The following is a 12,690-nucleotide window of genomic DNA, read 5'->3' on the forward strand; positions in this document are numbered from 1 at the left end:
AATAAATTATTTGTTTTTTACTATTTGAGCCATGAATTCGCATTCACAGACTACTTTTTCACCAACGAAAGCATAGCCTTTCATGGTTGAAATGCCCCGGCGGATAGGAGCCAATAACTCAACACGGAATATCAGGGTATCGCCCGGAACTACCTTCTGACGGAACTTCACACCATCGATTTTCATGAAATAAGTAGAATAACGCTCCGGCTCATCTACTGAATTCAGAACGAGTAATCCGCCGATTTGAGCCATTGCTTCAATTTGCAGTACACCTGGCATCACAGGTTCCTGAGGGAAGTGTCCCTGAAAGAAGGGTTCGTTGGAGGTTACGTTTTTTACACCGACAATGTAGTTGGCACCAATTTCGATCACCTTATCTACCAATTGGAATGGATAACGGTGGGGGAGTAGTTCACGGATGCGGTTCACATCCATAATCGGAGCACGGTTGCAATCATAGGTAGGCGCCTGTATCTCGTGCAGGCGAATTTCTTTGCGCATCTGACGTGCGAATTTATTATTGATGGTGTGTCCGGGACGCGTAGCAATGATTCTTCCTTTAATGGGTTTACCGATCAGAGCAAGATCGCCGATGACATCCAACAATTTATGGCGGGCACATTCGTTGGGCCATACCAGAGGTTTGTGGTTAATGTATCCCAACAGCTTGGCATCCATGTGAGGGACTCTCATGACATCGGCCAGCTTGTCATAGTTTTCCTGGGACATTTCACGTTCGTAGATAACGATGGCATTGTCCAGATCGCCACCCTTGATGAGTCCGGCCGACAACAGTGGCTCGATTTCACGGACAAATACAAAGGTACGGCTGGGGGCAATTTCATCTTTGAACTTCTTCATATCCTCCAGTGTGGCAAACTGGTTGGGGATGATGGTTGAATCGTAAGATACCAATACGTTCAGGCTGAAGTTCTCATCAGGAAGTACAATGATAGACGATCCTGTCTCCTCGTCACGGAATTCTATTTTTGATTTGATGATATAGAAATCTTTAACGGCATTTTGTTCTTCGATTCCTACTTTCTCTATTTCTTGTACATAATATTGTGCACTTCCGTCCAGAATCGGAAATTCCGGTCCGTTGACTTGGATCAGACAGTTATCGATGCCCAAGGCATATAGAGCCGCCATTCCATGTTCAACTGTGCTTACTTTTACTCCATTTTTTGACAGCACGGTCCCTCTTGTCGTTTCACCTACATTGTCGGCTACGGCATCGATAATGGGTTGCCCTTCCAGATCCGTACGCTGTATTTTGTAGCCATGGTTATCCGGGGCGGGGTTAAACGTAACAGTCAGGTCAAGTCCAGTGTGAAGACCTTTTCCTCTCAGTGAAAAGCTCTCTTTCAGAGTTTTTTGTTTCAGCATTGGTTACTTATTTAATTGTTGTTTTAATTCTTCTATTTCTTTGCGGAGATTGCGTAACTCAATCTGCATCTCCGGAAGGCTTTTTTGTACAATGGATGCTTTGAAAAATTGTTTTAGCTCCATAGGGGGAGTTCCGATAAGTTGGCTACCGGATTTTATATTTCCGGGAACACCCGATTGGGCTCCCAGATTCACTTGGTTGCCTATTTTGAGATGTCCGGCAATGCCTACTTGTCCGCCGAACATACACCATTCGCCTACCTTGGTAGAACCTGCGATGCCCACTTGGGCAGCCATGACGGTATGCGAACCTATTTCATCGTTGTGGGCTATCTGGACCAGATTGTCCAACTTTACTCCGCTATGAATAACGGTTGCTCCCATGGTTGCACGGTCGATGCAAGTATTGGCGCCGACTTCTACATTGTCTTCCAGGATAACAATACCGATTTGGGGAATTTTTTCGTATCCTTGTGGGGTAGGGGCAAAACCGAAACCGTCTGCTCCGATCACGCATCCCGCATGCAGAATACAGTTATTACCTACCCGGCAATCATGGTATACAGTCGAGTTGGCGTACAAGATACAATTGCTGCCTATCTTGGCACCACCTCCCACAGTGGCATGCGGATGAATCACTGTGTTGTCTCCTACTTCCGCATGATCACCGATGCAAGCGAAAGGAGCTATATATACGTCTTTTCCTATTTTAGCGGTTTCCGCTACATAGGCACGTTCGTCAATACCGGTTCTTTTGGGTTTGCTCATTTCATACAGATTGAGCAACTTGGCAAGGCTCTCGTAAGCATTGTCTACTTTGATTAACGTTGCTTTTACTTCTTGTTCGGGAGTAAAATCTTTGTTCACCAACACAATGCTAGCTTTAGTCTCATATATATAAGGTGTATATTTCGGATTGGAAAGGAAAGAGATAGCGCCTGGTATTCCTTCTTCTATCTTTGCGAATGTATGTACAGTAGCGTTTTCGTCACCTATAATTTCCCCTTGGATAAATGCTGCAATTTGCTTAGCCGAGAACTCCATAATCTTACTTTAAAATTTAATTAGTACGCAAATAACGGACTTTTTTTTTATATATCCTTACTCTTTGATGAATATTTTATACTTATCTATCCCAACGCAAGTAGCAGATATAGTATTTCTTTACCTTTTTAGAGAGCAATGAAATGTTTAGCATGTCCGATGCTTCTGCAATATTTTTTATTGTTCCGTCCTTATAAATAATATCAATGCTGTCATCAGCCGAATCATACATGTTCTTTTCGATACTGGGAGTAGAGACAAAATAGTCCGCTTCGGAAAGAGTAATGCCTAATTGCCGGCTGATCAGTAAAGTCAATTCTTTTTTTCGTTCTTCACTAATAGGTTCGGAGCATATCTCCACCTTGAAGATGTTGCGATTAATCATACCCAGGCTTAATGTAGATAAAACCTTATCCGTGTGGGTACTCCATACCTTTAAAGCTGTCCAGATGTCATTATCGTCCAATTGAATAAAGTTCTCCAGACAGTCCGGGTTATTGTAAAACACTTCCGGATCGATGTGATTATACAGAAAAAATTTCAATGCCGGTGAAGCAAATAATTCGACTCCTTTTGAAGCGAGTTCTTTGGCACGTAACAGGGCACTGATCAACATTCGTTCATAAGCTACCGATGTTTTGTGCAGATAAACCTGCCAATACATCAATCGCCTTGCAGTCAGGAAATTTTCTATGGAATAGATTCCTTTGGATTCCACTACCAGATGATCGTCTGCCACATCGAGCATTTTGATGATACGGGCCGAACCGATGTTTCCTTCCGAGACTCCGGTGTAGAAGCTATCACGACGCAGGTAATCTAAACGGTCCATGTCCAGTTGTCCGCTTACTAACTGATGTAAGAAACGTTTGGGATATTCATCTTTGAATATCTGGATAGCCAAACTCAGCTGTCCGTTCATCTCCCTGTTCATCCGCTCCATCAGCATCAAAGAGATTTCTTCGTGAGATACTCCTTTGACAATGGTATCTTCAAGTACATGCGAGAAAGGACCGTGACCGATGTCGTGCAACAGGATGGCTGCCTGTACGGCTTCGGCTTCACTGTCGAATATAAAGTTACCTTTGGAAGCCAGTTGTGTGATGGCCTCGCTCATCAGGTAGAAGGCACCCAGAGAGTGTTGAAAGCGGGTATGCTGTGCACCGGGATAAACAACAGACGAAAGTCCTACTTGCTTGATGCGGTTTAAGCGCTGCAAAAGGGGATGCCGTACGATGTCGTACAGCAACCCCTTTGGTATGTTGATAAACCCGAATACCGGATCATTGATAATCTTCCGTTCGTGAGGCATTATAAAATAGCTTTCAGCTGTTCTGCCATTTGCTCTTGCACTTCTTTGGCAGCAGCACGGGCGGCAGCGGCAAAATTCTCTGTTTTATCTACATAAATAATTCCGCGAGAGGAATTCACAATAAGTCCACAGGTGCTGTTCATACCATATTTGCATACTTCTTCGAGAGAACCTCCCTGAGCACCGATACCCGGGACCAAGAGGAAGTGATTGGGGACAATTTTACGAATATCTTCGAAAGCACGTCCCTGAGTGGCACCTACTACATACATCATTTGTTCGTCGTTAGCCCATTCCTGTGATTTTTTTAGCACTTTTTCGAACAGACGTTCGCCGTTGGCATCTTCTGTCAGCTGAAAGTCATGAGAACCTTTATTTGAAGTCAGTGCCAGCAAGATTACCCACTTGCCTTCATAAGACAGGAATGGAGTAACGCTGTCTTCTCCCATATAAGGAGCTACAGTGACAGAGTCGATGTCCAGTTCCTCGAAGAAAGTACGGGCATACATTGCTGAGGTATTGCCTATGTCACCACGTTTGGCATCGGCGATGATAAACTGATCGGGATAATTCTCCTTGATGTAGTTCACGGTCTTTTCAAAAGCGGTCCATCCTTTTACACCCATACTTTCGTAGAAGGCCAGATTGGGTTTATAAGCGATGCAATAGTCAGCCGTTGCATCGACAATTGCTTTATTGAAAGCGAAGATGGGATCCGGATCATCCAACAGGTGATCGGGTATCTTCTTGATATCTGTGTCAAGTCCTACGCAAAGAAATGATTTTTTGCGTTTGATGTTTTCAAATAATGATTGCTTGTTCATCTTTACTTAATTTACAAATTTACGATTTACAATTGAAGTAACCGTCCGTTACAATTCACTCTCTTTCAAGCGCTCCGCATTTTCGGCCACAGTCAGTTTATCGATACATTCCTGAATATCGCCGTCCATAAAGGCAGCCAGGTTATAAATGGTATAGTTGATGCGGTGGTCGGTGATGCGTCCCTGCGGATAATTATAAGTGCGGATTTTAGCCGAACGGTCACCTGTCGAAACCATTGTTTTACGCTTTGAAGCAATATCGTCGATATACTTCTGATGTTCCTTGTCATAGATAAACGTACGGAGGCGTGCCAGGGCGCGCTCTTTGTTTTTCGGTTGGTCGCGGGTTTCGGTACATTCAATTAAGATCTCTTCTGCTACTCCTGTATTCGGATTCTTCCAAATGTAGCGCAAACGGACACCCGATTCAACCTTGTTGACGTTCTGTCCACCTGCACCTCCGGAACGGAAAGTATCCCATTTGATTTCACCTTCGTTGATCACTACATCGAACTCTTCGGCTTCGGGTAGTACGGCTACCGAGGCTGCCGAAGTGTGTACACGTCCCTGGGTCTCTGTTGCAGGTACTCGTTGAACACGGTGTACTCCCGATTCGTATTTTAGTGTACCGTATACATTATCGCCTGTAACGCTGCAAATGATCTCCTTATATCCGCCGGCAGCGCCTTCATTGGCACTGGATACTTCCATTTTCCAACCTTTCGTTTCACAGAATTTGGCGTACATCCGGAAAAGGTCGCCTGCGAAGATCGCAGCTTCATCACCACCTGTACCGCCACGTATTTCAAGAATGGCATTCTTACCATCCTGAGGGTCGGCCGGTACCAGTAATAATTTGATTTCCTCTTCCAATACAGGGAGACGCTCCTGGCTGTTGTCCATTTCCTCTTTTGCCATTTCTCTCATATCAGCATCCGATTCGTTTGAGAGAATATCTTTAGCTTCTTCGATGTTAGCCAGTAGTTGCATGTATTCTTTACGGGCTTTCATCAAGTCGTCCAGCTCCTTGTATTCTTTGGTCAGTTTTACGTATCGTTTCTGGTCGGCAATCACTGCCGGGTCAGTAATAAGGGTAGACACCTCTTCGAAACGGGCTACAAGGCCGTCGAGCTTTTCTAATATACTATTGTTGTCTGCCATCTATTTCTTTTTCTTCTATTTCTCTGGGATTTGTGATTTTACAGATCGATTCTTTCCTATACATTAATATCTGAATTCACCGAATTCACTTTTGATAATCAGTTCTTTTTTATCACTCTCTTCAATACGTCCCACAATTTGTGCCGGGATACCGAAGGACTCACTGATGGCGATCACTTCGGCTGCATGTTCCGGAGAGAGATATACTTCGAGGCGGTGTCCCATGTTGAATACCTTATACATTTCAGCCCAATCGGTACCGCTTTGTTCCTGAATGGTTCTGAACAATGGAGGTACAGGGAAAAGGTTATCTTTGACTACACGTACGTCGCCTACAAAGTGCAATACTTTCGTTTGTGCCCCACCTGAACAGTGCACCATTCCGTGAATCTCGGGACGCAGTGCATCAAGCAATTTTTTCACTACCGGTGCGTAGGTGCGGGTAGGAGAGAGTACGAGTTTTCCGGCATCGATCGGAGATCCTTCTACTGTATCTGTCAGTTTTAGTCCGCCCGAATAAACCAGTTCCTCTGGTACTGCGGCGTCATAGCTTTCGGGATATTTCTCAGCCAGATACTTGGCGAATACATCATGACGGGCGGAAGTCAGTCCATTGCTGCCCATACCGCCATTATATTCTTTTTCATAAGTGGCCTGTCCATGAGAGGCAAGTCCCACAATGACATCTCCCGGACGGATATTGGCATTGTTGATAACATCTGCACGTTTCATGCGGCATGTCACTGTACTGTCTACGATAATAGTGCGGACGAGATCACCTACATCGGCTGTTTCACCTCCAGTGGCATATACGCCTACTCCCATTTCACGAAGTTCGGCCAGCAATTCGTCTGTTCCGTTAATGATGGCGGAAATTACTTCTCCGGGGATAAGCAACTTGTTACGTCCGATAGTAGAGGATACAAGAATATTGTCAACGGCACCCACACAAAGCAGGTCGTCTATGTTCATGATCAGTGCATCTTGTGCAATACCCTTCCAAACGGAGAGATCTCCCGTTTCTTTCCAATACATATAGGCCAGGCTCGATTTGGTTCCTGCACCATCAGCATGCATGATATTACAATATTCGGGGTCCCCACCCAAAATATCAGGGATTATTTTACAGAATGCTTGTGGAAAAATTCCTTTGTCGATGTTCTTGATGGCATTGTGCACATCTTCTTTTGATGCGCTGACGCCTCGCATCATGTATCGTTGATTACTCATGAGTTATTTGGATTTTGTATACAACGGCAAAAGTACAGCTTTTTTTCCTTATAGCCAACAAATTGGAGGATATAACGATCCGGTAATATGATGGGGGAGAGGGTACATTCTTTAATTTGAAGTTTGAAATGAAAAGTTTAAAAGAATTTTGTGTACCGTTTCTGAATTGTTTGTGGGGAAAGGAAGCTCTTTCGACGATTCTTTGTTTTGACGGTTAAAGATGGACTTTAGTTGCCGCCTGAAATAGATTTTCTACCGCTGCTTTAGGAATATAGACAAAAAAATATTTTGTTTTGTAATTAATATCCTGAGTGGATGCCACTTTTCTATCAAAATTGTATGTCACGAAAATGACTGGGCCTGAAATGGGTTTTAAGAGAAATATGGAGAATGTGGGAATGTAAAAATCCCCTGACTCTTGCCTTGTATCGTGATCGACTAAGGCCAAAGCAGGGGGATTTTTATATCGGAACTTGCAAATAATAAGTAATGCTGTCTCGTTTTTCTATTTGAAGACAATCTCCTTTTTGGGGTAAGATCGTGCATTAACAATCATTGCCTGTGAGAAAAAATGTGTGTGACCGATCAGAATTTTACTTCCGGCGCTTTTTCCGTTCCTTCGGCGGCTTCGAAATAGGTACGTTTCTCGAAGCCGAATACAGAAGCAAAGATGCTTTTGGGGAAACGGCGGATAGATGTATTGTATGCTTGTGCAGCATCGTTAAAGTTTTTGCGGGCAACGTTGATCCGGTTTTCTGTACCTTCCAGTTGTGCTTGTAACTCAAGGAAGTTTTGATTAGCTTTCAGGTCCGGATAATTTTCGGTAATGGCAAGCAGCTTGCCCAATGCGGATGTGACGGCTCCCTGTGCTTTCTGATATTCGGCTAACTTCTCCGGAGTGAGATCGTTGGCATCTACTTTGATCTGGGTAGCTTTACTACGAGCCTCTACAACTCCTTCGAGAGTCTCTTTTTCGTGCGAAGCATATCCTTTAACCGTGTTGACCAGATTGGGGATCAGATCTGCACGGCGCTGATATTGTGTCTCTACGTTAGCCCACTGGCTACTTACATTCTCGTCCATGGATACCAGTCCGTTATAGGCACTGATAGCCCAGATAATGATAACTGCCACTACGGCAATAAGGATAATAACTGACTTTTTCATATTGTTTCTTTTTGTATTACTGATTAATGACTCATGCAAATCAGAGGGAGCAAAAACTTTAATTCCGGATTCGCATATTTTATGGATTGATTTTTTAGAAACGTGAGCCGGCACCTCCACCGCCACCGGAACCGCCTCCGAAGCTTCCACCGCTGAAACCGCCTCCACCACCGGATCCAAAACTTCCTCCTCCGAATCCTCCGATGAAAGGACCTCCTCCTCCGCGTCCCCGGTAATTGTCGTCATACGATTGTTGGCGTCGGACTACAGTATGTCCGCAATTGCGGCAGGTATATATAATGTCCTCGGTCTTTACTCCATTACGGTTCGATATCAATTTCGTACTACTGCGCTGGAGTTGATGTTTACCACATTTAGGGCAACGGGTACTTGCACGTACTGCCAGTATGCCGACCACTCCCGCTATCGTAATAAAACCTAAGATGACAACGAGAAGCATGGAGACAGATATCCCTTCTTCTCCACGACCTTCATCATCGTTTACCATCGAGCCGTCCAAGCGCTGGCATACAGCTTTTACTCCTGCCAGCATTCCTTGGTTCCACTCTCCTTTCTTGAGATAGGGGATCATCTCTTGCATTTGTATACGTTTGCATATGGCATCAGGCAGAATGCCTTCCAATCCGTATCCGGTATAAAACTGGATACAGCGCTGATCGGTAACCAATAAGATAACCAGTCCGTTATCTTTACCTTTTTTGCCTACTCCCCATTGATTGAGTAGCTGATGGGAGAATTCAAAGCAATCTTTATCTCCGATCGATGGCACTATGGCAACAACTGTTTCAATCCCCGTCTGCTGTTCCAGTGCATATAGCATTGCATCTATTTCGTCACAAGCTTGCTGTGACAAGATGCCGGCAGGATTACAAACATACTGCATCTTGTTCTGCAAGTGCACTTTAGGGATGTTGTCTACGGTATATATTTTTTCTTCTGCTTTTAATGGGAGGAGTATCCATATAAAGAGCAGGTATGTGAGTATCTGTTTCATATCAGTGAATGTAGCGGTCTGTAAATTCTTTGACTTTCCGGGTGTATTCTTCCTTGTTCTCTTTATAAGATACGGCATGTGCAGCTCCCGGTACAATCCAGAGTTGCTTTGGAGCCGATTTGGCTTCATAAAGAGGATAGACCATCCATGTAGGCACGTATGTGTCTTTGTCACCGTGAATGAAAAACATCGGTAGATGACTTTTTTTTACTTGATTCAAAGAGGAGGCTTCTTCAAAATTCCATCCGTATTTTTTCTGGCATAGCCAGCTGGTTGTATTCATCAGTGGGAATGACGGGAGGTGAAAACTCGATTTCAGTTCATGTGAAAATTCATCCCATACACTGGTGTAACCACAGTCCTCAACGAAACATTTTACGAAATAAGGTTGTGCCTCTCCCGAAACCATCATGGTGGTAGCTCCTCCCATTGAAATACCGTGTACTACCATTTGGGTACTGTCCCCGTAAATCTGGTTGGCGATGTGCATCCATTGCATTACGTCCAGGCGGTCTTTCCAGCCCATCTGGATGGCGGGACCACCACTCTCCCCCTGATGTTGAAGGTCGGGCAATAGTACATTGTATTGCAAATCATGGTTATACAGGTAACCTATCATAAACATGCGAATGGCATTGTCTGTATAACCATGTACAATGACTGCCGTCTTTTTGGTTGGTTGCGGAGCCGCAATGTAATAAGCATGTAGCCGGATACCTTCCGGATTTAAAACAAAAGTGTCCCGAAGTGCATGAGCCTGATTGAGACTATCCACCCAGGGACGCAGAAAAGGATAATTCTTGTACATGAAAGGATAGGAGTCAGCATTTTTGGCACGTATCTTCGCTTCCGGACGAAGCGAATAATTGAGCATGAAAAAACTTCCGCCTATCGTACATCCGGTAAGCAGCAATAATAATGTTATGACGCCTATCTTAATTCCCTTTTTCATTTACTTATTCCATATTTCCCATGCGGCAAACGCTTGTAATAGTAGCATTTCAAGCCCATTTTTGGTTACTGCCCCATGCTCTTCTCCTTTCTTCATGAAAAGAGTAATGTTAGGATTATATAACAAATCGTAGAGTAAATGGTTTGGGGTTAGCAACTCATAAGGTATGGCAGGACAGAAGTCTACTTTCGGATACATACCTACCGGGGTACAGTTTACAATCACCGTATGCTCTGCCATAACTTCCGGTGTCAATTCTTCGTAAGTCAGCATACCTTCTTTCTTGGTGCGTGATACGAAAACACTGTCGATACCCAGATTCTTCAGGCCATGATAAATCGCTTTTGACGAACCGCCGGTACCCAGGATTAAGGCTTTTTTATGATAAGGTTGCAACAAGGGCTGAATGGACTGGCTGAATCCTATAATATCAGAATTATATCCCACCAGCTTTATTTTTCTTTTAGGGGTACGAATTATTTTAATAACATTGACCGCACCGATTTTTGCAGTGTCTTTATCCAATTCATCAAGGAAGGGGATTACCTGCTCTTTATAAGGGATTGTCACATTTAGTCCGCACAGATTGGGGTTCTCTTCAATCACCTCCATAAAATCATTGATTTCAGGAATTTCGAAGTTTACATATTCGGCATCTATGCCTTCAGATTTGAATTTTTCATTGAAAAAGCCGATAGAAAACGAATGTTTCAGTGGATAGCCAATTAAACCGTACTTTTGCATAAAGGGGGAAGATGTTAAATTAATATTTATTTCGTAGCCGTATAAAGTGTACAGATACCAAATGTCAGCCGCCTGAACTGAACTTGGCTGAAACCCACCCGTGAAATAACATTTTTCATAACTTCTCCTTGGGGAAAAGCTTTGATCGTTTGGGGTAGATAGCTGTAAGCACTGTTGTCTTTTGATAATAATTTGCCGAGAGTCGGGATAACTATCTTAGAATAAATGGTAAACATTTGCTTCATCGGAAAACGATCCGGAGTTGTCAGTTCGAGAATGACTAAATGTCCGCCTGTTTTGAGGACACGGTACATTTCAGAAAGTCCTTTATCCAAATCTTCAAAATTACGGATACCAAAAGCGACGGTGATAGCGTCGAAACGGTTGTCGGCAAACGAGAGAGAGGTACAGTCTTCCCTTGCAAAAGATATTTTTTCGGAAAGACCTTCCTTTTTTACCTTTTCACGTCCCACATTCATCATTCCTTTAGAAATGTCTGTTCCGATCAGTTGTTCGGGTTGCAATTCATGGCATGCCAAGATAGCAAAATCACCGGTGCCGGTTGCTACATCCATTATTTGTTGCGGACGGAAAGGTTTGAGCCAATTGATTGCCTTTCGCCGCCAGCTCCGGTCGATCCCTAACGATAGAGTATGATTCAACTGGTCGTATGCAGGGGCAATGTTGTCGAACATTTGTTCTACCTGTTCGCTCTTTTTCCCATCGTTGCTATAAGGTTTGATCTTTTCTTGTGGGTAGTTCATTCTTTTATTCGATTTTATTCACTACGGAGTTTACAGAGTTTTATGGATCGTAACAGTCTGCACGTTCCGCACACTCCGTATACTCTGTAGTGAATCTTAATTCGTTTCTGATTCAGGTTTCCTATTTTGCAAGGAATGCCATTACGTTCTTTTCGATACGTTCAGCAATGTTGCTGGTATCCTCTTTCACGAATTTTTCGCCGGTGATGTTTTCAAACAGCTCGATATAACGCTCGCTGATGCTTTCCACAATAGCAGGAGTCATTTCAGGAACTTTCTGTCCTTCTTTGCCTTGGAAACCGTTTTCCATCAACCATTCACGTACAAATTCTTTGGAAAGTTGTTTCTGTGCTTCGCCTTTTTCAAAACGTTCCTGATAACCTTCGGCGTAGAAATAACGGCTTGAGTCCGGAGTATGGATTTCGTCCATCAGATAGATGGTACCGTTGTGCTTTCCAAATTCATATTTGGTGTCTACCAAGATTAAACCGCGTTCCGCTGCTATTTCGGTACCACGTTTGAACAAAGCTAATGTATATTTTTCGAGGATGGCATATTCTTCCGGAGTAGCCAGTCCCTGAGCCAGGATTTCTTCTTTGGAGATATCTTCATCGTGCAATCCCATTTCTGCTTTTGTAGTCGGAGTGACGATCGGTTCAGGGAACTTTTGGTTCTCTTTCATACCTTCAGGAAGTTTTACGCCACAGATTTCGCGTACGCCGTTTTTGTAAGCACGCCATGCGCTTCCGCAAAGATAGCCACGTACGATCATTTCTACCGGGAAACCTTCGCAGAGTACTCCCACTGTAACCATTGGGTCGGGAGTGGCGAGTTTCCAATTCGGACAGATGTCTGTGGTTGCATCCAAGAATTTTGCTGCAATCTGATTCAGCATTTGTCCTTTATAAGGGATACCTTCGGGCAACACTACATCAAAGGCCGAAATACGGTCGGTAGCTACCATTACGAGTTGTTCGCCATTGATGTTGTACACATCACGCACTTTTCCGTGGTACACACTTTTTTGTCCCGGAAAGTTGAAATCTGTTTTTGTTAATGCTTTCATACTTTTATATAATTATGAA

General features: G+C 43.7%; 12 protein-coding genes. All 12 read right to left on the reverse strand.

Annotation, left to right across the window (positions count from 1 at the left end; translation table 11 throughout):
• Positions 1-6 precede the first annotated feature (6 nt).
• The 12 genes from BSHG_RS13380 to BSHG_RS13325 all read right to left on the reverse strand — a co-directional run bounded on the left by BSHG_RS13380 (position 7) and on the right by BSHG_RS13325 (position 12,671).
• The gene (locus tag BSHG_RS13380; protein ID WP_005785120.1) at positions 7-1,392 is read right to left on the reverse strand and encodes a bifunctional UDP-3-O-[3-hydroxymyristoyl] N-acetylglucosamine deacetylase/3-hydroxyacyl-ACP dehydratase; all 1,386 of its coding nucleotides are present in this window, start codon (positions 1,390-1,392) and stop codon (positions 7-9) included.
• 3 nt (positions 1,393-1,395) lie between these two features.
• On the reverse strand, positions 1,396-2,436 hold the full coding sequence (lpxD, locus tag BSHG_RS13375) for a UDP-3-O-(3-hydroxymyristoyl)glucosamine N-acyltransferase (RefSeq protein ID WP_005785122.1): 1,041 nt from the start codon (positions 2,434-2,436) through the stop codon (positions 1,396-1,398).
• A gap of 82 nt (positions 2,437-2,518) precedes the next feature.
• Entirely contained in the window at positions 2,519-3,748 is a 1,230-nt protein-coding gene (locus BSHG_RS13370) for an HD domain-containing protein (RefSeq protein ID WP_005785125.1), read from the reverse strand.
• Complete coding sequence (gene pyrF, locus BSHG_RS13365) at positions 3,748-4,572, reverse strand: orotidine-5'-phosphate decarboxylase (RefSeq protein ID WP_008658721.1); 825 nt, start codon at positions 4,570-4,572, stop codon at positions 3,748-3,750. The genes BSHG_RS13370 and pyrF overlap by 1 nt, the downstream gene beginning before the upstream one ends.
• Positions 4,573-4,620: 48 nt before the next feature.
• Complete coding sequence (gene prfA / locus BSHG_RS13360) at positions 4,621-5,733, reverse strand: peptide chain release factor 1 (RefSeq protein ID WP_005785133.1); 1,113 nt, start codon at positions 5,731-5,733, stop codon at positions 4,621-4,623.
• A gap of 63 nt (positions 5,734-5,796) precedes the next feature.
• Positions 5,797-6,963, reverse strand: coding sequence for an AIR synthase-related protein (locus tag BSHG_RS13355; protein WP_005796039.1), 1,167 nt, complete (start codon positions 6,961-6,963; stop codon positions 5,797-5,799).
• A gap of 585 nt (positions 6,964-7,548) precedes the next feature.
• The gene (locus BSHG_RS13350; protein ID WP_005785140.1) at positions 7,549-8,130 is read right to left on the reverse strand and encodes a LemA family protein; all 582 of its coding nucleotides are present in this window, start codon (positions 8,128-8,130) and stop codon (positions 7,549-7,551) included.
• 94 nt (positions 8,131-8,224) lie between these two features.
• Positions 8,225-9,145 carry a TPM domain-containing protein gene (locus BSHG_RS13345; RefSeq protein WP_005785143.1) on the reverse strand — a complete coding sequence of 307 codons (921 nt, stop codon included), beginning with the start codon at positions 9,143-9,145 and terminating at the stop codon, positions 8,225-8,227.
• Position 9,146: 1 nt separating this feature from the next.
• A complete protein-coding gene (locus tag BSHG_RS13340; protein WP_005785146.1) occupies positions 9,147-10,097 on the reverse strand; it encodes an alpha/beta hydrolase in 951 nt (316 codons plus the stop codon).
• A complete protein-coding gene (locus BSHG_RS13335; RefSeq protein ID WP_005785149.1) occupies positions 10,098-10,841 on the reverse strand; it encodes a shikimate dehydrogenase family protein in 744 nt (247 codons plus the stop codon).
• A 26-nt stretch (positions 10,842-10,867) separates the two neighbouring features.
• Positions 10,868-11,605 (reverse strand): bifunctional demethylmenaquinone methyltransferase/2-methoxy-6-polyprenyl-1,4-benzoquinol methylase UbiE, encoded by a 738-nt coding sequence (gene ubiE, locus BSHG_RS13330; protein ID WP_008658727.1) that lies wholly within the window; start codon positions 11,603-11,605, stop codon positions 10,868-10,870.
• A gap of 121 nt (positions 11,606-11,726) precedes the next feature.
• Complete coding sequence (locus BSHG_RS13325; protein WP_005785154.1) at positions 11,727-12,671, reverse strand: phosphoribosylaminoimidazolesuccinocarboxamide synthase; 945 nt, start codon at positions 12,669-12,671, stop codon at positions 11,727-11,729.
• Positions 12,672-12,690: the final 19 nt, after the last annotated feature.

This window comes from Bacteroides sp. 3_2_5, assembly GCF_000159855.2.
Taxonomy (GTDB): domain Bacteria; phylum Bacteroidota; class Bacteroidia; order Bacteroidales; family Bacteroidaceae; genus Bacteroides; species Bacteroides fragilis.

Excerpts from the sequence above, each read along its gene's own strand:
- pyrF (WP_008658721.1), bottom strand. The coding sequence starts at position 4,572 with ATGAACAAGCAATCATTATTTGAAAACATCAAACGCAAAAAATCATTT.
- BSHG_RS13350 (WP_005785140.1), bottom strand. The coding sequence starts at position 8,130 with ATGAAAAAGTCAGTTATTATCCTTATTGCCGTAGTGGCAGTTATCATT.
- BSHG_RS13325 (WP_005785154.1), bottom strand. The coding sequence starts at position 12,671 with ATGAAAGCATTAACAAAAACAGATTTCAACTTTCCGGGACAAAAAAGT.
- ubiE (WP_008658727.1), bottom strand. The coding sequence starts at position 11,605 with ATGAACTACCCACAAGAAAAGATCAAACCTTATAGCAACGATGGGAAA.
- prfA (WP_005785133.1), bottom strand. The coding sequence starts at position 5,733 with ATGGCAGACAACAATAGTATATTAGAAAAGCTCGACGGCCTTGTAGCC.
- BSHG_RS13345 (WP_005785143.1), bottom strand. The coding sequence starts at position 9,145 with ATGAAACAGATACTCACATACCTGCTCTTTATATGGATACTCCTCCCA.
- BSHG_RS13355 (WP_005796039.1), bottom strand. The coding sequence starts at position 6,963 with ATGAGTAATCAACGATACATGATGCGAGGCGTCAGCGCATCAAAAGAA.
- lpxD (WP_005785122.1), bottom strand. The coding sequence starts at position 2,436 with ATGGAGTTCTCGGCTAAGCAAATTGCAGCATTTATCCAAGGGGAAATT.
- BSHG_RS13380 (WP_005785120.1), bottom strand. The coding sequence starts at position 1,392 with ATGCTGAAACAAAAAACTCTGAAAGAGAGCTTTTCACTGAGAGGAAAA.
- BSHG_RS13340 (WP_005785146.1), bottom strand. The coding sequence starts at position 10,097 with ATGAAAAAGGGAATTAAGATAGGCGTCATAACATTATTATTGCTGCTT.
- BSHG_RS13370 (WP_005785125.1), bottom strand. The coding sequence starts at position 3,748 with ATGCCTCACGAACGGAAGATTATCAATGATCCGGTATTCGGGTTTATC.
- BSHG_RS13335 (WP_005785149.1), bottom strand. The coding sequence starts at position 10,841 with ATGCAAAAGTACGGTTTAATTGGCTATCCACTGAAACATTCGTTTTCT.